This is a genomic window from Cyanothece sp. BG0011 (assembly GCF_003013815.1).
Taxonomy (GTDB): domain Bacteria; phylum Cyanobacteriota; class Cyanobacteriia; order Cyanobacteriales; family Microcystaceae; genus Crocosphaera.
Map to the genome: position 1 here is coordinate 23,890 of NZ_PRLH01000012.1, position 19,132 is coordinate 43,021.

Here is a 19,132-nt window from a genome sequence, read left to right on the forward strand (position 1 = left end):
ATTATGGGCATAGAATTAACTCATTTTGACACGAAAACCCGTCAACCTCTTAATATTGATGAGAAAATCGACAACTGTATTGCCGAGTATCTCTTTCCAGAGGCTAAGTTCCAAATTGGTCACATGGACCCAGAAACGGTAAAAGAGAATGATTTAGCCCCTCGCCCTGATCGATCTCTTCAATTCTCTTCAGGTAAACGCCTTTATTACTCTAATGAGTTAGTCGGGGAACAATTGTTTCCTAAGCCAAGCGATCGCGCGGCCTATGGGTCTTTGCCTTTTACACCAGTTAATAAACGATTAGATATCAAACAAGCACGCGTTTTAGTGATTGATGATGAGACTGGGAACAGTGGTGGGGTTCTCCATGACAAAGAATTTGCTAAAAATCTCGTTGGAGATTGCTATGGCAAAATGAGCTTTGAATTAGCCCAAGAATTGACAGGCAAAGATAATACTCCGATTCAGTTTCGCCTAGGGATTAGACCCCAAGAAGGAAATGACGCGTTTCGTATTGCCAAAGGGACATTAGCCCCTGATATTCGCCTCGATGACCTTGGGTCAACCCAAAACGACAGAGGCATCAAAGTCGAAGCCGATGCCAATGTTGTTAAAGACCTGAATCTCGGTGAATATGACTTTATCTTAGCATCGAGTATGTTCAAGGGTAGAAAAGGAGAGCAGGCGATCGCACCAGGAAGCTATAAGTTAAACCTTGGACTCGGACTTAAGACAGAAGCCGAATATGGTAAACAAAAGTTGGGGGTCCAAGTCTTGGTCAATTACCCCAAAGGTGTCGAGCAGGACATTTTGCCGATTGTCAAAAAGAAAGCACGGGAATTACGAGATTCTCTCGATAGTCCTGCAGCGTTAGCAAACGCCTTCATTAAGTATTACGAGGATAAGCAAGAGCTTCAAGCCACGGCCACTGAGGAAGAAAAAGAATTCTTGCCATTATTCGATGCCTTTGAAGAAGAACCTGCGCGTCTTTCTAGCGAAGAAGCTCTGTATAAGCTACTAAAAACAGATCTCGATAACCACGGTCAACTCTTAGAACATCCCTATGTCGTTGACCAACTTAAAGGTTTTGTCCAATCTCGATGGAAAGAGTTGGGGTTTTCTGGTGGGGTTCGTATTAAATCAGCCCTTGCACAACCAACAAATAAATTAGGCGAAGATGAAATCTGTGCCCCTAACCTCCCTGACGGTAAAGAGGTTATTGTTACGCGATCGCCATTGGTAAATTCTAATGGCGTTATCATTCTTAAAAATAAGCATATCCCAGAATTGATGCGGTTGAACGGGTCAATTCATATCAATCCAACTACCGCAGCCAAACACCTCCAAGCTGACTTTGACGGCGATCGCCTTGCTTATGAACGGGCTGATAAGTACCCTACCCTGGCAGCCGAAATCAAAGATAAACTATTACCTCAAAACCGTTACCCTGATATCGTTAAGCGCGATAAAGTCCCTTACACGGGTTCTTTTGAGAAAATCGCTATTCAATGTGCCGACAATCAAATTGGCCTGATTGCTAATCAGATAATGAAGTCCGTTGCTATTTACAACGATACCTATGCCCGTCCTGATGAAGAAAAACCAGAAATGGTAAAGAAAGCTGCTTACTATTATCGAGGGGTTCTCGCTAAGGCTGAGAAAAAAGGAATCGATATTCCTAAGACCTACTCTAGCCAAATGAAACGCGTAGCGCAGTTAGCTGATGTCAAACAACTTCACTCTGGTCATATTGATGGAGCATTAGCAACGATTCGTTCAATTCAGCTAAACGCCGTGGCTGACTTAGGTAACGAACTTCAAGTTGCTGTGGACGGTCCTAAATCCGCGTCTCGACCGAACATGGATAAGTTTGCTGTTATTAAAGCAGCTAGTAACTGTGTCAAAGTCGGGTTTATGCCTGATAGGAAGGATCAAGATGTGTTTTTGGATCGACCTGCTATGGTTACGACTTATTCTCCTATCGATACCATGCTTCGGGCTGTCAATACTGAATTCATGGAAAGCACGCTGAGTATAACACCTCGCCTCACTCATACCTTCCGTGATCTCTTTCCTAAGCCCGATGACCAATACCTCGACATTGCCAAAGAAATTCAAGGCGAGTTCAATGACCGTTTGAAACACGCCATGGAAATGAGTAATATCTATAATAACAATCCTGAACTGGCTCAGACTCATTTACGTTTACCTTGGAAAGATCAGCAGATTCCTATTACACGCTCTGATTTGAGAGATCCTTCTATTGCCATTGACCAGGAACTTACGGTTAGTATCAGCCCTCGACCCGGCGATTTAGATATTCCTAACCGTGAGGTTGCTTACGCTCATATTGATGGTGAAAAGAAGCTGTTAGGGGCGGTCGCTATCAACGACCTTACTACGGCTGGCGAAACGATTAAGCCTTTTAAGACAGAACCTTTAATTGTTCCGGGTATCACTGAAAGTCAAGTTGAAGTGGCATGGCGATCGCTTGATAGTTACACCAGAGCGATTCAAGACAAATACGATTCTGGTGAAAAAGCTCAGATTGCCCAAGGAATGTGGCACGTCTCTCACTCTCGGAGTGAATTTGCTACAAAGAAGGCTCTGGCTGCGTTCCGAGTATTTCCTGAAGAGTCCTTAGCCCAACTCAAAGAACTTCAACTCGACCAACTCCAAGTAGTGGGGTTACAGTACGACACCAATAAATTCAAAGGTCAAGACTTAGAAAGTCAGACGCTTCAATGCGAGATGGTTATGCAAGAAATTCCCAGTAAGAATGGACCGAAGCTAATGCGCGGGGTAGCCGTCGAGGGTCAATTTCTTGGACCCCTTCAACAAGAATCCCCCGGATATCCCATCGATACGATTTTCAAAGCTGAATTCGTCCCCGATCCCCCCGCCAAGGCGATCGCCACTCTTAAAAATGGAACCGAGTTGGCCATTGGTAAAGTCAGGGATAATCAGTACAAAGACACCGTGTTTACGGGCAAAGAAGCTGACCTCAAGATTACCCCCTTCAAAGACGGACGACATCGACAACAGTTTCGAGTTACAGCAGTTTGCGACTTTATGAGGTACAGTAGCAACAATGAGCAAACCAATTTCTAATATCACATTCTGTGATCAAATCTAATCCAAAAGAGATTGCTTTTTCGAGAGTTTCACGGGAACGCGCAGCTACTTTTCGTAAATAAGCTTTAAGTTTAGACCAGCAATTTTCTATGGGATTAAAATCAGGAGAATAAGGAGATAAGTAAATTAAAGAAGCACCTACTGATTGTATTTTTTCTTGAACTCCCTTAACTTTGTGAGCCGGTAAATTATCCATTACTACACAAGCACCTGGCCAAAGTTGGGGTAGTAAAACTTTATCTAAAAAAACTTGAAAAGCTATACCATTTATTCCTCCTTCTAGAGTCATTCCTCCTATAAAACCTTTAAGAGCAATCGCTCCAATTAAACTTACAGCGGTTGCTAGACTGGCCTTTCTCGATAACAATAGTCGGAATGATGTTTCCGCGATTTTATCCCAGTCTCCCACAGTGACGGCTAAGCGCCCTGATTACGACTCTCCCGATTTCCCTGCATTCCGAGAGAAGGCGACTAACTATATTCGTGGGATTACAAATACCGTACAGCAGCAGTTTGAAAAAAAGAAAGAAATTCAAAGATAAACCCCGTAGCTAAAACAGAGAGCTACGAGGTTTATTACCATCTCTCGAAAAAGATATTATTATTGGGAACTTTCTCGATTTTTGTTTGTGGTTTGGCTTCGCACAATGTCCGTTCTCTTATTCCATAGCTCAAAGCGAGAGGCAGATTAACATCGAGTTTCCGCTCTTCTAACCACGCTTTCGCTGCTTCTTCTGCTTTTTCTCTGTGTGCGAAAGCGTTTATTGTTTCTTCTTCTTGTCCCTCATTTGTGACTAGGTAAACTGTAAAGACTTTCATGGTCGATCCTCTTTTTTTATATCTTTATTTTATGCGCTAGCAATATAAAAAATTAGTGTTTGCCATTTAAAGTTTGAGGCATAGGACTTGGCCTGGAATCGTCCACATCTTTGACCTCTCTGCAAATGTAAGCGTCTTTTAACTCTGGCGTATTCCCACGGATTATTTTCCAATCATGCCAACCGAATAAACATAATAGGTGTTGCATTGTGTTAATTGAGTATTTTTGCTTAGTGAGTCAATGCGTTTAATAGTCACGTTTCAGCACTATAAGCGCACGTTTTTGTGCTTTCACGCTAGTGAAAAAGCGTTTTTATCGTGCTTTTCTGTGCATTACCCGTGCATACATCGTGCATTGTAGTGAGCTTTTCCACTCCAAACACTGCTTGCTTCATCAAGAAGGCAGGGTCGGCGCCGAAATCGGCAAGGTAAAAGGCGTCGAATACGCTGAGTGAGTGCTACCTGTAGGGTGGGCCATGCCCACCCTACGATGCTTTGCAATTTACGACAGGTTAAAAAGAAAAAGAGAAACCTAAACGGTCTCTCTTTTCGGCGATGATACCTTATCGGATTCGGTAGTAAATGTGCTGTGCGATGTCCACACATTTTTCAACCACTAAATCACTTCTTTGCAGGACTTGATGTTCAAGTACCCGATGAGTATGCCAATTCGGTATACTGCGGAAATTAGCTACTAATCGTCTATCAATTAAACTCTCGGATAAACGTAACATTGGCTGATGGGGGAGTAGTTTATAGCCATCGTGTTCAACTCGGTACACTCGACCATCTTCAAATTGAATCAAGTCTCCAATATCGGCTGACCGAGATGGTGGCTCGTATAGTAAGGTAATGTTACCCTCTTCGTCGTAAGCCTCCGCAGGGAGCCCTTTTTGACAATATCGATAAATGATTCCTAGTCCCACTTGAAGCCCAAGCCACTCATCTTCATTCATCGACACTTTTCCGATCACAGCGATATCAACATCGTCAAACGAATATTTGGGTAGGGTTTTAGTCACAGTGTCGTGATTAGTAATCGAGCGAATTCTGGCTTGTGCCCAGTTCTTTTGTGTCAAGAGAGCGAATAACATGAAGTCTCCTTTCGAGATTATGTTCATGGCTACCGTGCGCTAGCACAAAAATTAAAGCTCTAATCAGGCAGTTGAATACCAGATCAGAGCGCTTATGCTTAAATCGTAGAATAACGAGAAGTAATAACTTGGTGAACTATAGCATCGAATTGTTCCCCATCAGTGATAGGCTCTAATTCTCTTAATCGGTTCACCAAATCTAACTTAACAGCTAGGAGATCCAAGTCAGACACATCGCCTTCTGCTATTCCACTGTCAGTGAAGTGATTCATTGCTAGGTCATCGCTGGAGTAAGGAATTCTCTTAGATAAACCAATAACACTGGTAGCAAGGCTGAAGATGGAGCTAATGAAGTTCATGGTAATTTTGTAGATTGTAGTTCACCGTAAAAACGCGCTAGCGCACACGGAGTCTTTTCACCGAGACATCTACTTGGTTATAGCTACATAGCACATTGTAAATAGCTAGAACCAAGCCCTCTGCTCAGATACCTAGAAAAAAAGAGGCAAAAAGCCTCAGTCGTTATTTATGGATAAATCAGTCAGTTATTTTAAAAGAGTCCTGGTAAACCACTTGTCTAAAATCCAGACATCTGTTTCTGAGGTATTTTCTTCCATGTATCCGTCCTCGTCTTCTTTTTTTTACTTGGGCGTAATACTTGCGAGGCTTACCCTCTTTTACTTCTACATCTAGCCGCAACTCGAATTCTTCCCAGTCTCTGAGGTATGTAATTTGCTCAACACCTCTATGGGTAAAGTCTGCGGTTTCCTCAAAGCCACAGAGAAATACGAACCGCTCTATTTCGGTTCTTGCCTTTATTTCTTCGTCGGGTCTATGCTTAAGCAACGATTGCAAGTCATACATTATCTGAGTCCTCTAATTTTGAAAGGGCTAGTTGTGTGAGGTTCAGTACCTCTATGGGTTCTTCGGCGACTTCTTCTCCTTCTAGATATACTCGTAGTAAAAGTCGCTTATTAAAGCTCTCTATGATTACGGTGTACTCCTTCTCCTCATGGGAAAGTCGGATGATGAGCTTACTGTTCAGCTCTTCTTCTACTGTTCCATGAGCGTCGTCATCGAGGTGAAACTTTCCAAGATAAAATTTTTCTGAAGTCATGAGGTTTCTCCTTGATTCTGTTTTGCGGATTCAACACTTTGAATTAAGGCGTGTTGAAAGCCTTCATTGACAAACTCTTTGAGTTCTTCTGCGATTGCCTCAAACTCTTCGTCTGAGACTGTTGCAGGGTCAACTCCGATAAGCTCTAGGTCTTCATCAGATAGCCAGAGTATGGCCTTTTCTCTCGTTTGCTTAGACATAATATTGTCCTAATTTCCTCATAAACGTTGGCTTTCTAAGACTTTATTTTCGATTTCTTTTTGTAAAGAACTTAGGTTTTCGTGTAGATTGTGAATGGCGGCATTGACTTGTTCTTTTGTAATCGTAGGAACGTCCTCAGCTTTGTTTGAACCAGAGTCGCAAATGACACTTCGGCACTGAACTTCTACTCCAAGCAACCTACTTAACAGCCCTTCGGGCGAGGCAGAAGGCAGGGGGCAGGAGGCAGGAGGGAAGATTTTAGTTACAGTAAAGCCTTGTTGCCTCGCCCAACTGGGTTTAAGTCCCCCACCAAAATCTTCGATTTGGTGGTCTTCGATTAGAGGTGGGTCTGAATCCCCCTCTAATCGGCCTCCTGCCTCCTGCCTTTCAACTCCTGCCTCCTTCAACGTCTGGGCTTCGTTAATGGGAACGATTCGACTAGGTGAGCTTGGTAGGTTCGTTGTTTTGGTTCGGTTTGAGTATTCATGATTCTATCAGTAAGGTGAGCAGAGAAAGGGGACTCAGCCCCCTCCTTGATTATCCGACAAACGGTAGGACATCGGGAATTTGACTACGATTCTCTCCGAGATAAGTTTCGATGTTTTGTCTAAGAACCGTTACTTTGATACGGCTTCTGTCAGGGTTCTTGTATGGTAATCCTAGAGCCTTAGCTGCTTTCCAGGCTTTCTTGGCGGTAATCTGAGAAACATCGACGCTGACGTTGTCATCGCTAAATATCTCGGTTCTACTTGGGACATCAGGCTCATCAACATCGAAAGGAATCAGACCCTCTTCGGGCAGTTTGAGTTCAGGACTCAGTGTACCCTCAGTGGTGTCATCAAGAGTATTCGTAGAAGGCTCTGGCTCAACCTGCGTGAGACTATCGATTAATTCATCGACATCCCAAGGGGGCCAATCGTCCTCTTCTTCTTGAGTTTGACCTGACCCAAAGGCGATCGGTGTCATCAATTCAAGGCTACTGATATCACCCGCAAACGCAAACGTTTGTTGGTTTTTCCGTCCGTAAGTGGCGTACAGAATAAAGATAATGGCAATAAAATCGAGTAAAATTTCTAATGATTGCATGGTTGGTTCCTTGTTGTTATTTTCTAACCACATAGGCGCTAGCCGATCTCATTACCACCCTAGTTCTAGCTATTTATTGAAAAAATTTTAGCTAGAACTAGGGTAGGTTTAGTGTCGGGTTTTTTTGAAAAAAAAATAGGAGCCTCAAAGAGAGGCTCCTATCCGGTGGTCAGGGAGGGGATAGTGGAGCATTAAACACGAGTGTTATTTTTAGTCTCCACTAACACTCACACGATTACGCGCTAGCGTTTCCAACCACCGAGAAGACAGAGTAACTAATTGTCTAGAACTGGCTTATAGCAAGCCTTTGATGTATCCGCAGCAACTACTATTTTCGTTATAAATTATTGAGGTTGCTGCGGATCATCTTTGATCTCAAAATAGTCCTCGATAGTTTTGAGTAATTTATGGTTCAATTCTGTTTTCTTGGTTCCTTGATAGGAAGCAGTCATTCCCACAATATAGTTAGCGAGTCTTTTGTCTTTGTCTTCACTGCTCTGAATAGCATCGTATATGGTTTTAAGTCTCGATATATGAGACTTAATCTTTTCGTTGGTTTCTTGTTGATATACTTTATCTGCGGGCATTTTTCTTACGCATTGTTGAGGGATGGTGTCGTATTTTCCCATGGCCGTTTCAATAGACACACTGAAGTTGTTTACGCCTGTAATAATTCCGTAATTCCCTTTCTGGCCACGTAGGTTATCATTCCCTTCTACTTTAGTTATCTCGACCACCGCCCCTATATCTTCAGTTGAAAAGCTACTGGCTTGAACTTCTTTTTGTTGGGACGCGCGAACCACCTCTCTAACAATACTCTCTGTTAGTTCTTTTCCTTCTTGATTAGCTACATCTATTGAGTCTTTATAATGCTTAACAATTAACTGCTCTATCCTTTCTTTTTCTTCTACATTGTTTTTCGCTGTTGCCTTTCTCCATCCTTTGACAAGGGAGTATAAAGGACGAAGTTGAGTATCGGATTTGGGTAATGAATAGTCCCCTTCTAATTTATCTTCAAGAACTTCATAAAGAACCGTACCTGAAATAAGTTGATAGGCTCTAGATTTTACAATACCGAATGTTTCGTCGACATAAACATCCCATCTCTTGTTTGGATCTTCAATTTGATGAAGTTTCTTTTCTTGGATTTCTCGCAAAGCTTTTCCAATGATAGTAAAACTCTGAGAGTGTTCTATGACTATATTCTCTAATTCTGCCCGTTTTGCTATTTGTTCTTCTCGCTCTTCTATAGAATCTACTTGATCTGGTTTAAGTGTCTCAACGCTTGATGCTGTATCCGTTGATTCTGTCGTTTCTTTATCATTTTCTTGCTCGGAATCAGGCGATGTCGCTACATCACTTTGAGCGGTTACATCGATCGCTTCTTGGGTCGTAGTTTGCTCTTTTTCTAATTGCTCCTCTGATTTCTTTGTCCTGCTTCGACGTTGTGTTTTTCTTCCTATTACTGCCATTACTCTGATCTCCTGCGACATCTTTCCAATTTTAGCATTGGAAGAACAAAACACAGAACGTTGTACAAAAAGTAAACTACCCGACGCTGACTTTGTACAGCGAGGGGCTTCTCGGCGTTTAGCTAATTTTGAGATAATATAAAATTAAGTTGGGCGGAGAAACAGCTATGATTTCAGCATCGAATGAGCAATCCTTAATTATTCGTACTGAGCGTGGACTAACCATTACAGGTACACGCATCACTCCGATTACCTTTGAGTTTGCTCCCAAAGATGTGACCATCAGCTTAAGGCTCTCAAAAGACTTACTCGAGTAGAAAGAGAATAAAGTCGTTATCAAAGAGATAGTATTTTCCGTGATAAGTCAGTTGAACTTGCATCACTGGGAATCCTCCGATAATGATCTCTATTAAACCTCCGCTAGCATAGGCCCAGACTAGGTTCAACTCACCCGCAGCAACGTCGATAATTCTTATAGAAAACAGCTACTGCTGCGGATCTAGTAAAAAAAAAGCAATCCCAAAAATAAGATTGCTATGGAAGAAGACTTAAGATTCATATCCACTCTGCGCTAGCAGTTCTACCGCCGAGAAAGCATTACGTCATACCAAAAACCCCATCTAGGAACTAATATTGCCAATCATCTTGTAAGTCTTTACTGATGGAGCTTTGAGGCATCCGCAGCAACCTCTATATTTCTAATAGAAAACAGCTACTGCTGCGGATCAAAAAAAAAATAAACTGCCGAAGGTGGCAGTTATGAAAAGTAGCTAAAAAGGTAACTCATTGGGATTTGAATACCTTGAATGCGGCGGAAACCCATCGATAGGACAGCTTTCTCCTTCGACTACTACAACATCGTAGAGTGGTTCAGAGATTTCTGGCTCACCACCAAAGGATATCCAGGGGCGACTATACTGCGTCACTACTCCTAAGATAATCCCATCGGATGAAGGAATCCCCTGAGAATCGAAGCTGATCTCTACGCTGTTGCCTTCGCTGAAGGTGTTGTATTTCCCGTGGTAGGTCAAAGCAGATTTCATCGCTATAATCCTCTGTCTAAAATGTCCGAATATTCGGCGCTAGCCCAGAACCTGACTGTCTTTTAGCTACCCGAAGCAACCCCTATATTTCTTATAGAAAATAGAAGTTGCTGCGGATCTAAAAAAAAGGATAAGCATTTATGCTTTGTTCTTTTTGTGTGAGACTTCCCTTTAAGTTGCGCTAGCATTATTTCGGAGGGTAGCTCCGCCAGAGTGACTCGCTTTGAAACCGCGCTAGCAAAGTGGGTTGACCAAATGCCTGAAACCCTGGCTCTAATTTAATTAGAGATAACCGTAGCAACTACTATTTTTGTTATTACATTTGTTTTCGCAAAGGTTCATGAATTTTAGAAGCAGTGGAACATTTATTAGGGATTTTTTACGATATGGCAATGGGGTTGTCATCATCTTGGCTGTACTCTACACTCTGCTCTTCTACTCTTTGGCAGAATGTGAGCCAGATAGTGTGGTACTCGTCCTGAGTGGTCTATTAGGGTTTTTGACCTACAGTTATGACCGTATGCACGATTTAGGCTCCGAATCAGACATCATCAATGCGCCAGAACGAACCAATTGGTTGCGAGAGCATTATACCTTCATGGTTTACTTGTGTGCGATGGCAGTAGTCATCAGCCTCATCGCAATGCTGTTACGACCAGCTGCAATCCTTCCTATTATCAGTACCATAGGACTCGCATTTGCTTATAGTCTCCCCATTCTTCCGGATGGTAAGAGCCTTAAAAAAATACCAGGGGTTAAAACCGCTCTCATAGTCGTCCTCTGGGTCATTCTTACCTTTCTTATCCCGATGACAGTAAGTGGTGTCCACTGGAGCTTTCCAATCATCGGAGGAATCCTCTATGAGAGTCTCATGATAGCATCAATTGCGAATCTGAATGACATCAGAGATACACCAGGCGATCGTCTTGCAGGTGTTCCCACAATAAGTGTGATTTTTGGTGTGAGGATAGCCTTCTTTTTCTCCCTGGTTACTATTATTGCGGCGACAATGGTCGGAGTGGCTTTAGGAAATTGGGTGCTGGTCATGTTAGGTGTTATAGGCACAATTGGGCTCTTGTTCAACAGTAGTAAGATTTTAGAAATGCTGCGCTAGCTTGTCGGCATTTGGCCAACACCAACAAATTTGGTCACATTCAGCCTGCCAACCCCCTTACCTTTCGTGATGCGTAAAGCCCCTGCAATTTATTCAGGGGATATAAGCGAATGGCTAAATTAATTTAGCCGTGATGAGGATCATTAATGTATTCTAATACAATTTGAGTGCTAACCTTTCCTGTTGTATCAAACATATAGGAGTGTGTCCAAAGAGAAGGGAGTTTTAATAATTCTGGAAATTCTTGTCTAAGATATCGAGAGGAACGACCTTTAAAGGCTTTAACAACTTGAGAAATAGAATGCTGAGGATCATATTCAACTAGCATATGTATATGGTCTGGAGCTACTTCCAACCCTTTAATAATCCATTTTTTATCATTAGCAACAGAGTGGAAAATTTCAATACATCTAAGTTTTAAAGTCTCGTTTTTAGCAAAAACTCTTCTTCTTCTACACGGTATCCATACTAAGTGGACTGTTGCTAGTCCGACGGCATGATTGTAATGCTTGTAATTCTTTTTCATGTTGATGACTTGACTTTATCAACAAATATGATACTATAATAACCATGAAAACTTATCAATTCAAACTCTATCAACATAAACGAAACAAGCACTTGCATAGTGCTATAAACGCTTCTAGCAATATTTATAATCACTGTATTGCTCTACATAAGCGTTATTATCGTTTATTTGATAAACATTTGAATAAAAATCGCTTAATGAAACACATAGCTAAACTCAGAAAGAAAAATGAATATTGGCTATTAGTGGGTTCTCAAGCTGTACAAGACATTATTCAAAGAATTGATAAGGCTTATCAGTTATTTTTTAAACATAATAAAAAAGGAGTTCGACCACCTAATTTCAAAAAAAGAATTAAATATAAATCATTCACACTCAAACAAGCTGGCTATAAATTCCTTGAAGGTAATCGATTAAAACTAGGAAAAAGAATTTATAAGTTTTGGAAAAGTAGAGAAATTAAAGGAACTATCAAAACTGTCACAATTAAGCGTAATCCTTTAGGAGAAATATTTATATTTGTAGTGACGGATTTTGTAGATCACCAAGTCTCAATCATGACGGGTAAGAGCGCAGGTTTTGACTTTGGACTAAAAGTTTTTCTAACTTGCTCTAATAATACAGAGATATCTTCACCCCTATTTTTAAAGCAATCATTAAAAGAATTAAGATTAGCTAGTCGTAATCATTCGAGTAAAAAGCGACATTCAAATAATAGGGAAAAAGCTCGGAAAAACTTAGTTAGAGTGTATAAAAACGTAGTCAATCGTCGTCGTGACTGGTTTTGGAAATTAGCACATCAATTAACAGATGAATTCGACTATTTGTTTTTTGAGACACTTAACCTTAAAGGAATGCAACGCTTATGGGGACGCAAAATTAGTGATTTAGCATTAGCTGAGTTCATAAAAATACTAGAATTTGTAGCTTTTAAAAAGGTAAAACTATTAGTTATATTGACCAATGGTATCCAAGTACAAAAACTTGCTCGGAATGTAATTTTGTTATTGATAAATTAGGATTAAATGAACGCTATTGGGTTTGTCCTTCATGTCATACTAAACATGGAAGGGACTCTAATAGCTCGATTAATATTTTAAGAGTTGGGGCTTCAACTCTGAGGGTAGGAGATGTCAGTCTGTCTCAGACAGCTATTTCTGCTTGAGCCTCGAATCCCCCGTATTTTCAATCGGGGGGGTAGGTCAATTCTGGCATTTATACCCCCGTATGATTTCTGATTCGTCTCTTAATCAGCGCATTCAATCCTTCTCGATCCCTCAAGCTTAATGAAGTTTCTGGTCTATCCATCAAATCCGCTAATTCTCCGTTAACGGCGGTGGACAATTCATTGATAATCTCGTTGGAAGTTTGCTCGCTTAGTCCACGCTCAGCGCAGTATTTTTCGATATATTCTTTGATCAGCATCGGTGTAGTTCTCAAAGCATTGTTCTCTGATAGAGCCGCTAGGCAAACCTCGATACGTCTACGGTTCGTAGACCTCAGAAAAAAAACAGCAACTTTTTCTGGTTGCTGCTGTTTATCTATGCTTTAATATCGGTTCCCCCTAAACAATCAGGACGGTATTTTTCGACAAATTTGATGACTAAGTTTCGATGGCAGAAGTCCCCTGCTTTTTCCCAACAACACAAAGTCATGTCTTTATTTGGATCTAAGCCATCAAGCCAAACTTTGATATTGGGCCATACTTTGCGTAGTTGCTCTCGATATCTATCAATATAACCATCTTGGTCTATCTTTCCTGATTTAATGTCACTTAGAATTGCTCGGTCAGGGGCAAACATCCATAGCTTACTGTCGAATTGTATTTTCTTAGGTTCACTACGAGAAATGCTTATAATTTGTCCGTGATGGTTTTCAGGTTGGAAATAGCTCGCGGTATAAATCATTGGTTTTTCATTGTAAATTTCTAAAATGTTCCGCGCTAGCGATCTTATCGGGTTTTCACCAAAATAAAAATCTGGATGCCCCTTCGTTCAGGGAGGGGAGGAAAGATTTAAAAAGAGAAATAGGAGCCTAAAAGCTCCTCAAACCTTTTAGAAACTGTAAGTATAACCATCCTTCTGATAGATGAGATGGCAATACTTGTGGCTAATCCCCTGAACCTTGCCAGTACCAGTAGTGATATTAAAGCTGCCAGTTAAGCGAACAGCCACTCTCCCGACATAAGTCCCGATCTTCTTGCCTTTAGTGACGACTGCCTTAACAATATCGCCAGTCTGAAATCCTTTGACGAACTTCTGCCTTGAACGGTGTCGAATAGGGAATCCATACTTGTCGGTTCCACACATCTGTCGAGTACCATGTCCCGTCGCTCTTATCTTAAGGGGCTTTTGTACTAACACTCGTAACTTAGAAGGCGTAGATTTTCCAACACAAGCAGCATCAAGCCAGTGCGTCTTCGGAAGTTCTTGTCGAGTTCGGTTGAACTTGGTGAGTCCGCCCGAACCAGCCTCAACTTCAAGCCCAGTAGCTTTGAGTCGATTGAAAATCGCCAAACGGGTTGCGTTGACCGCAGCAGCATCCTTAAGGGGCTTTTTAGCGTTGGCTTTGACTCGTTTAAGCACTTCTGGTTTCTTCTTGAGAAACTCCTCAACTGAGCGGTTTCCTTTCTTCTGGTTGCAGCTATGGCAGCTTAGGGTCAGGTTCGAGACGCGATCGCTCCCCCCTTTCGATTTGGGCACTATATGTTCCACCTCAAAAAGAGTATCCTTTGCCCCACAGTATTGACAAGTCCGATTGTACTTTTCTAGAAGATACTCGCGTACCTCGTACCCTAAAAGCTCTCCTTGCTGATACTCAGTTCCTGATATTTCAGGGTTCTCAAGTTGTTGCGTATCAAAGCGAACCAGTTCAACACTAATCGAATCAACCGGACAAAGTTTACTTAACCGTTCAACCCAAGTGCTGATATTCTCAACCCTGCTTTGAAGGGAAGGAGGAAGCCACCCTTCTGGACGTTTGCGATTTAAGAAGCGGGGCTTACGGTAACGAGTCTTTCGACCTCTACGCCCCCGTCTTAACTGTCTTCTTGATTCGAGTGTATCCTTAATTTGAAACCCGCGATGCTCGATTTCAGCACCAAATACAACCCTATCCCCTTAAAGTACAGCCATACCTGTCGTTTTCGCACCAGGGTCGATTTTGATTCGACAAGGTTCAGACTCGCTAGGTTCTACCTCCTCTTTGAGGATTATGGTAAAGGGATATTTCCGGTACACGGCTGCTCTCCCTTTATTAAGCAGTTTTCTCGCTCTCGCCTGATGGCAAGGGCTTAAGGGTTTTTCGTCTTTCGACAATACAAGTACAAACATGAGTTTTAATCTCCTATTGCTAGGGTAATGTTTGCTTCGGCAATGTTTAGAGGCGGCTAATCCGATAAGCACTGGCTTCGTACCCCGTATGCCTGTTTAACCTATCGGTTCTAGAGCTTGGGACTAGCACGCATCCCAAGGTAGGAACTTAAGCGCTCTCTCTAAACGTAGTCCTAAAAGAACCTTGCCTGGTCATCTTCAGGAGACAAGCTCCTTCCTTTAGGGAGGGGTAGATGACTCAAAGATAGCCAATTCATAAGAGGTCTCTATCCTTCATGGGATAAGGCTTTGAGATATCCGCAGCAATAGCTGTTTTCATTATAAATATAAGCCTATGCTGCGGATCTTTATTTTTCCGGTAACAATTGTAAGACACTTGATTTATGCCCCTTGTCATCAAAATTCTCGCTAACGTTTACGTCTTTGGAGTTGTTTGGTTCGCTGCTTATCAGAACGCTCAAACGCTCCGTAACTCTCTGGCAGCGATTCATACGTCAAGATCACCCCCTGCGCTTCCCAGTCCTGGATATACTGATTAAACCAGATATTTGATGGAATGAGGTCGTGGGAATCCCTACGACCATTATTATGCGACAGATGAATGGCGATTGCCTGGGGCATTAATCTCTTCGTCCATTCCTGGACTAAGGTACTACATCCTTTAGACCAGATGTTCACATGGGAAATGTCGAGTAGAATAGGAATATCTCTGATATCTTGGTGTTTTTTGCTGAAATCTTCCTCAGATAACCAATAAGCGTCATTCGGCATAACCTCTAAGCAGACAGGAATGCCTAACAATGCCTCTAATTTATCTCGGTTTTGTTTAAGCTCATCAAAAGAAATTTCCTTTCTCATCGGTGGATGAATTGATATCATCTTAACATTGCGATCGCGTAAACGATGTCGATACTCTTCCCAGGTCTCAGGGTGGGCCAAGGAAAATGGTAACTTGTACAGCCCATCGAACAAACACCGGTGATGTATAACCAGTGGACTATCTTTGGGAATCTTTGATAAGTCACAGCGACTGCCTACGGCTAGTTCTAAGAAGTCTAAACCGAGTGGGTCTTTGAGGGTTTCAAAGATATTAAGGCACTCTTCTAAAGGACGCGCACCAATGGCAGTTACACTAAGTCCTTTCATGATGCGCCTCCTGCGGATGCAATAACTTGGCTAATTTCGGCGATGAGATTGTCGAGTTCTTTTTGAGGATTTTCAGGACGGGTAAACGTTTCAAGCATTGATTCAGGATCAACAATCGGCTGAATACCCTGGAAAATCATCTCTTTCCAGTCTTCGAGTTCCTCGTCGAAGATATTATCGGGGTCTAACCTTTCGTGTAAATCTTCCTTGGCTTCCTCATTGATAAATTCGATCTGGTTGAGGAAGATATATCGAAAATAACTACCGTTGTCGTCGTATTCGTAGTTATCCTCGAAGGTGAGACTCTTAATTTCAGGATATTGAATCCAAATGTGCAAAAGGAACCGCTTGGTTTCGGTTCTTTTCAGTATTTCTTCGACTTTTTCAATGACTGCGAGTTTATCTGATGTTGTTTCTGCGGTAAGCATAGTTTCCAGACGTGGATGGTCACTTTTTCCTGCGCTAGCAGAAAAAGTAAGCAGAGTATCTCGAAAGCTTTCTCTGCTTACTCTAAACTCTTTTCTAGGCTAAGCTATAAGGATGGATAAATGTCTACAGAATCAAGCACACTCCGTATCTTATAGAGTGTCTGACTCAGCACCTCCTCTGGGTCTTCTGGCCGTTCCAATGTAAACCCTAAGTGTTTTTCCTCGATGTCAGGGAATTCGCCATTGAAAAGCTTTTTATCTTCTGTGTATCCTTTTTCATCTATAAACAGGCTTACCCCCCACCAGTAAAGGTCATCGCTATCTTTCTCTTCAGAAAGCTCTAGTCTCTTTCTGAGTGTTTCTTCCGCTTTGTCATCTATGAATTCAATGTTTGTCAATACTTTGTGGGCTGTCCATCCCCCTTCATCATCCATTTCCATTGATTCGTAGATTGTTATGGACTTTATTTCTGGATAGAGAACCCAGAAGGCTAAGAGTTTTTGCTCTGTGGTGTATTCTCGTAGAATATTTTTTATTTTAACTAAGGCTTTAGCAGGATTTTTCTCGCTGTCGGTTTTGCTCCTAAGTAAGTCTCCTTTCAGGGTGTAAGTATCTTCGTTATAATTGCATTGAATCACCTCTTCTTCTTGGCTGTGAGTTATCGTATCAGTAGTTAAATCGAAGATAACCGTCCCACTGAGGCCGGTTCCATTTTCCCATCCGGGGCCGAGTATATGTTCGACAAATGCAATGAGAGTGTCTCCTGGCCCAGAGTCCAAGGCCGCTTCGATAGCTTCTGAATCATATCCTGCGGTGCAGGTTTTTAGACTCGGTGGCTCGATCGCTCCGTCGTCTCCTTCTCCGAAGTAGGTAATTTCGATAGTGGATGCGCCTTGTGTTTTCAGAGTGTCTAGTACGGACTCAAGATTTTGGAATGCCATATTTATTTTGGATAAATGGTTATCAGATGCCATAAATGCGCTAGCATAATCTGCACTCTTAGCCCCTCTCATGCACCACAAAACGCACTCATTTTCCATCAAAAAAAAAGGCATAGAAAGCCTTTCTCTCTCTTCTCTTAGTCTAGTATTCCTATTAGTTTCGGTTTCGGCGCATGGAACAACTGCTGATAAATCAGGTTATCCTCTTTTCCCTTCCAATCTAAAACTTTGAAATCATGGAATTGCACTAGGTGCTTCGCCACTTTTCGGGGAATTGACATCCAGAATCCATATCGCTTAATGCGAAACAGGTTGTAGTCTTGGTCGTAAATATGCTTATTATCGAAGCAAAAACACTTATTACCACATACCGTATATATCTTTCTTTTCTTATTCTTGATTCCCTTAAGGTCATCAGTCAAAGCTTGTTTGTTGAAAGCGATGTAGACATCGGAAGTAGCCGTATCCACTTTTATTTCAAAGTAGGGCATGACCTTCACACTTCTTCCATCCAATACCGTCAGGCAGTCCGCAACATAAGACTCACGAGTGGAGGCTCCTGTTCTCCGGATGTGTAGATGTTCACTGACCTCGACTTTACCTTCGGTTACAACGATGGTTAACCACAAGTCTGCCTCTTTATAAGGGTCTTGTTCCATCTTTGTTGAGGGAAACAAATAGTAACAGTTGTATTCTGTCCAGAACCCGTTTCCGAAAGTGTTTTTCTCAAGTTTTCGCTCTCTAGACATAGGTGACTCCTTAAAAAATACGTTGCTTTTACCTGCGCTAGCAGAGGTACTTACAATGTTTTTTGCTAGAATGAAGCCAGTAGTTATCCGCTGTAATTCACTATGAAAAGCGATGAAGCTGGTGTTAGATTATATTTTGATGGGGGAACCTTTCCCTTAAACCCTGGTCACGGGGGTTGTGGTGCGGTAATTATCCAAGAGAATGATGAACAGTCTTTTTCAAAATATTTAGGCGAAAATATAACTAACAACCAAGCTGAATACGGAGGTCTTATTCTAGGTTTAGAAAAAGCCTTAGAAATGAATATTTCTAGCCTTGAGGTAAAGGGAGATTCTGAATTAGTCATTTGCCAAGTCATCGGCAGTTACCGATGTCGAAACAGTGGGTTGAGGCCCTTACACCGCCAAGCTATTTCTCTGGCAAAGCAATTTGAACATATTCATTTTGATTGGATTCCTAGGGAAATTAACAAAAAGGCTGACGCAGCAGCTACCGAGGCAATACAATCGGTTCTCCCTCAATCTAAGGCCATAATTCCTGACAATCTCCCACTCTGTAAAGCAAGAGAAGGATTAAAAAAGCGGATAAACCATCTTAATCAGCAGGGGGATGGTGCGAAATTCAAAGAATGGATACAGCTAAAATCGGGTCGTGATCAGTTCTCTTCATTGCGTGGCACTCGTCTTCATGAAGCTGTACCAGATAGCGTCCTCGACGCAATTTCTCAGGCTTTGATAGAAGATGAACAAGATTTACTCGACAAATCTTTACGCTGGTACTTGCGGGGGTTAAAACCTGCCTTAGCTGTGAAAAAGGCAAGGGTCGATGCAGAAATTTCTGCTAATATTACTAGAAAAAAAAGTGCTTTGTAAAAAAACCCGCACTGCTGAGTACAGTGCGAATATTCTAAGAACAAGCTTTTATATTT

General features: G+C 41.8%; 21 protein-coding genes and 3 pseudogenes. 5 read left to right on the top strand and 19 right to left on the bottom strand.

The genetic code is table 11. The annotated features are described in order from the left end of the window. The first annotated feature begins 3 nt into the window (after positions 1–3). Complete coding sequence (locus C4E06_RS03350) at positions 4–3,111, top strand: hypothetical protein (protein WP_198648273.1); 3,108 nt, start codon at positions 4–6, stop codon at positions 3,109–3,111. On the opposite strand, the gene C4E06_RS03355 is transcribed toward C4E06_RS03350, so the two are convergent. From C4E06_RS03355 to C4E06_RS03395, 10 genes are all read right to left on the bottom strand, one after another. Continuing rightward, a complete protein-coding gene (locus tag C4E06_RS03355) occupies positions 3,071–3,544 on the bottom strand; it encodes a transposase (protein WP_107666807.1) in 474 nt (157 codons plus the stop codon). The two genes, C4E06_RS03350 and C4E06_RS03355, sit on opposite strands and share 41 nt — an antisense overlap. A gap of 167 nt (positions 3,545–3,711) precedes the next feature. Then, positions 3,712–3,954: a hypothetical protein gene (locus tag C4E06_RS03360; RefSeq protein WP_107666808.1), complete on the bottom strand. Its 243-nt coding sequence runs from the start codon at positions 3,952–3,954 to the stop codon at positions 3,712–3,714. A gap of 563 nt (positions 3,955–4,517) precedes the next feature. Then, complete coding sequence (locus tag C4E06_RS03365; protein WP_198648274.1) at positions 4,518–5,048, bottom strand: hypothetical protein; 531 nt, start codon at positions 5,046–5,048, stop codon at positions 4,518–4,520. A 98-nt stretch (positions 5,049–5,146) separates the two neighbouring features. Next, positions 5,147–5,407: a hypothetical protein gene (locus C4E06_RS27265; protein WP_157951105.1), complete on the bottom strand. Its 261-nt coding sequence runs from the start codon at positions 5,405–5,407 to the stop codon at positions 5,147–5,149. A 178-nt stretch (positions 5,408–5,585) separates the two neighbouring features. Continuing rightward, a complete protein-coding gene (locus C4E06_RS03370) occupies positions 5,586–5,912 on the bottom strand; it encodes a hypothetical protein (protein ID WP_107666810.1) in 327 nt (108 codons plus the stop codon). Further along, positions 5,905–6,165, bottom strand: coding sequence for a hypothetical protein (locus tag C4E06_RS03375; RefSeq protein ID WP_107666811.1), 261 nt, complete (start codon positions 6,163–6,165; stop codon positions 5,905–5,907). The genes C4E06_RS03370 and C4E06_RS03375 overlap by 8 nt, the downstream gene beginning before the upstream one ends. Further along, positions 6,162–6,365: a hypothetical protein gene (locus C4E06_RS03380; RefSeq protein ID WP_107666812.1), complete on the bottom strand. Its 204-nt coding sequence runs from the start codon at positions 6,363–6,365 to the stop codon at positions 6,162–6,164. The genes C4E06_RS03375 and C4E06_RS03380 overlap by 4 nt, the downstream gene beginning before the upstream one ends. An 18-nt stretch (positions 6,366–6,383) precedes the next feature. Then, the gene (locus tag C4E06_RS27575; RefSeq protein WP_198648275.1) at positions 6,384–6,563 is read right to left on the bottom strand and encodes a hypothetical protein; all 180 of its coding nucleotides are present in this window, start codon (positions 6,561–6,563) and stop codon (positions 6,384–6,386) included. Between the two features lie 340 nt (positions 6,564–6,903). Beyond that, the gene (locus tag C4E06_RS03390; RefSeq protein WP_198648276.1) at positions 6,904–7,332 is read right to left on the bottom strand and encodes a hypothetical protein; all 429 of its coding nucleotides are present in this window, start codon (positions 7,330–7,332) and stop codon (positions 6,904–6,906) included. 464 nt (positions 7,333–7,796) lie between these two features. Continuing rightward, positions 7,797–8,924, bottom strand: coding sequence for a hypothetical protein (locus C4E06_RS03395; protein WP_107666814.1), 1,128 nt, complete (start codon positions 8,922–8,924; stop codon positions 7,797–7,799). A gap of 167 nt (positions 8,925–9,091) precedes the next feature. Here C4E06_RS03395 and C4E06_RS29440 point away from each other — a divergent pair. Next, positions 9,092–9,169, top strand: a pseudogene (locus C4E06_RS29440) (DUF433 domain-containing protein); the annotation flags it as partial. Positions 9,170–9,694: 525 nt separating this feature from the next. Here the strand turns inward: C4E06_RS29440 and C4E06_RS03405 are convergent. Next, positions 9,695–9,967: a hypothetical protein gene (locus C4E06_RS03405; protein ID WP_107666815.1), complete on the bottom strand. Its 273-nt coding sequence runs from the start codon at positions 9,965–9,967 to the stop codon at positions 9,695–9,697. 340 nt (positions 9,968–10,307) lie between these two features. Here C4E06_RS03405 and C4E06_RS03410 point away from each other — a divergent pair, with 340 nt between their 5' ends. Then, on the top strand, positions 10,308–11,081 hold the full coding sequence (locus tag C4E06_RS03410) for a UbiA family prenyltransferase (RefSeq protein ID WP_107666816.1): 774 nt from the start codon (positions 10,308–10,310) through the stop codon (positions 11,079–11,081). A 124-nt stretch (positions 11,082–11,205) separates the two neighbouring features. Here C4E06_RS03410 and tnpA read toward each other — a convergent pair whose 3' ends face one another. Next, entirely contained in the window at positions 11,206–11,607 is a 402-nt protein-coding gene (tnpA, locus tag C4E06_RS03415; RefSeq protein WP_107666817.1) for an IS200/IS605 family transposase, read from the bottom strand. A gap of 44 nt (positions 11,608–11,651) precedes the next feature. On the opposite strand from tnpA, the pseudogene C4E06_RS03420 reads away from it, so the two are divergent. Continuing rightward, a pseudogene (locus C4E06_RS03420) lies at positions 11,652–12,772 on the top strand (RNA-guided endonuclease InsQ/TnpB family protein). Positions 12,773–12,822: 50 nt separating this feature from the next. Here C4E06_RS03420 and C4E06_RS03425 read toward each other — a convergent pair. The 7 genes and pseudogenes from C4E06_RS03425 to C4E06_RS03455 form a co-directional block, all read right to left on the bottom strand. Next, positions 12,823–13,047 carry a hypothetical protein gene (locus C4E06_RS03425; protein ID WP_198648277.1) on the bottom strand — a complete coding sequence of 75 codons (225 nt, stop codon included), beginning with the start codon at positions 13,045–13,047 and terminating at the stop codon, positions 12,823–12,825. A 101-nt stretch (positions 13,048–13,148) separates the two neighbouring features. Next, the gene (locus C4E06_RS03430; protein WP_107666819.1) at positions 13,149–13,514 is read right to left on the bottom strand and encodes a hypothetical protein; all 366 of its coding nucleotides are present in this window, start codon (positions 13,512–13,514) and stop codon (positions 13,149–13,151) included. Between the two features lie 147 nt (positions 13,515–13,661). Beyond that, a pseudogene (gene iscB, locus C4E06_RS03435) lies at positions 13,662–14,939 on the bottom strand (RNA-guided endonuclease IscB). A 408-nt stretch (positions 14,940–15,347) separates the two neighbouring features. Continuing rightward, positions 15,348–16,085 carry a hypothetical protein gene (locus C4E06_RS03440; protein ID WP_107666820.1) on the bottom strand — a complete coding sequence of 246 codons (738 nt, stop codon included), beginning with the start codon at positions 16,083–16,085 and terminating at the stop codon, positions 15,348–15,350. Next, positions 16,082–16,513, bottom strand: coding sequence for a hypothetical protein (locus C4E06_RS03445; RefSeq protein WP_107666821.1), 432 nt, complete (start codon positions 16,511–16,513; stop codon positions 16,082–16,084). The genes C4E06_RS03440 and C4E06_RS03445 overlap by 4 nt, the downstream gene beginning before the upstream one ends. A gap of 104 nt (positions 16,514–16,617) precedes the next feature. Next, positions 16,618–17,487: a hypothetical protein gene (locus C4E06_RS03450; protein ID WP_232826140.1), complete on the bottom strand. Its 870-nt coding sequence runs from the start codon at positions 17,485–17,487 to the stop codon at positions 16,618–16,620. A gap of 104 nt (positions 17,488–17,591) precedes the next feature. Beyond that, a complete protein-coding gene (locus C4E06_RS03455; protein ID WP_198648278.1) occupies positions 17,592–18,113 on the bottom strand; it encodes a hypothetical protein in 522 nt (173 codons plus the stop codon). Positions 18,114–18,305: 192 nt separating this feature from the next. On the opposite strand from C4E06_RS03455, the gene C4E06_RS03460 reads away from it, so the two are divergent. Then, on the top strand, positions 18,306–19,076 hold the full coding sequence (locus C4E06_RS03460) for a ribonuclease HI family protein (protein WP_107666823.1): 771 nt from the start codon (positions 18,306–18,308) through the stop codon (positions 19,074–19,076). Positions 19,077–19,132 lie beyond the last annotated feature (56 nt).

Bases quoted from the DNA above. Each gene is read 5' to 3' on its own strand.
- C4E06_RS03460 (WP_107666823.1), top strand. From the start codon at position 18,306: ATGAAAAGCGATGAAGCTGGTGTTAGATTATATTTTGATGGGGGAACC.
- C4E06_RS27265 (WP_157951105.1), bottom strand. From the start codon at position 5,407: ATGAACTTCATTAGCTCCATCTTCAGCCTTGCTACCAGTGTTATTGGT.
- C4E06_RS03360 (WP_107666808.1), bottom strand. From the start codon at position 3,954: ATGAAAGTCTTTACAGTTTACCTAGTCACAAATGAGGGACAAGAAGAA.
- C4E06_RS03445 (WP_107666821.1), bottom strand. From the start codon at position 16,513: ATGCTTACCGCAGAAACAACATCAGATAAACTCGCAGTCATTGAAAAA.
- C4E06_RS03380 (WP_107666812.1), bottom strand. From the start codon at position 6,365: ATGTCTAAGCAAACGAGAGAAAAGGCCATACTCTGGCTATCTGATGAA.
- C4E06_RS03455 (WP_198648278.1), bottom strand. From the start codon at position 18,113: ATGGAACAAGACCCTTATAAAGAGGCAGACTTGTGGTTAACCATCGTT.
- C4E06_RS03375 (WP_107666811.1), bottom strand. From the start codon at position 6,165: ATGACTTCAGAAAAATTTTATCTTGGAAAGTTTCACCTCGATGACGAC.
- C4E06_RS03390 (WP_198648276.1), bottom strand. From the start codon at position 7,332: ATGACACCGATCGCCTTTGGGTCAGGTCAAACTCAAGAAGAAGAGGAC.
- C4E06_RS03450 (WP_232826140.1), bottom strand. From the start codon at position 17,487: ATGGCATCTGATAACCATTTATCCAAAATAAATATGGCATTCCAAAAT.
- C4E06_RS03365 (WP_198648274.1), bottom strand. From the start codon at position 5,048: ATGTTATTCGCTCTCTTGACACAAAAGAACTGGGCACAAGCCAGAATT.
- C4E06_RS03410 (WP_107666816.1), top strand. From the start codon at position 10,308: ATGAATTTTAGAAGCAGTGGAACATTTATTAGGGATTTTTTACGATAT.
- C4E06_RS03440 (WP_107666820.1), bottom strand. From the start codon at position 16,085: ATGAAAGGACTTAGTGTAACTGCCATTGGTGCGCGTCCTTTAGAAGAG.
- tnpA (WP_107666817.1), bottom strand. From the start codon at position 11,607: ATGAAAAAGAATTACAAGCATTACAATCATGCCGTCGGACTAGCAACA.
- C4E06_RS03405 (WP_107666815.1), bottom strand. From the start codon at position 9,967: ATGAAATCTGCTTTGACCTACCACGGGAAATACAACACCTTCAGCGAA.
- C4E06_RS03395 (WP_107666814.1), bottom strand. From the start codon at position 8,924: ATGGCAGTAATAGGAAGAAAAACACAACGTCGAAGCAGGACAAAGAAA.
- C4E06_RS03430 (WP_107666819.1), bottom strand. From the start codon at position 13,514: ATGATTTATACCGCGAGCTATTTCCAACCTGAAAACCATCACGGACAA.
- C4E06_RS03350 (WP_198648273.1), top strand. From the start codon at position 4: ATGGGCATAGAATTAACTCATTTTGACACGAAAACCCGTCAACCTCTT.
- C4E06_RS03370 (WP_107666810.1), bottom strand. From the start codon at position 5,912: ATGTATGACTTGCAATCGTTGCTTAAGCATAGACCCGACGAAGAAATA.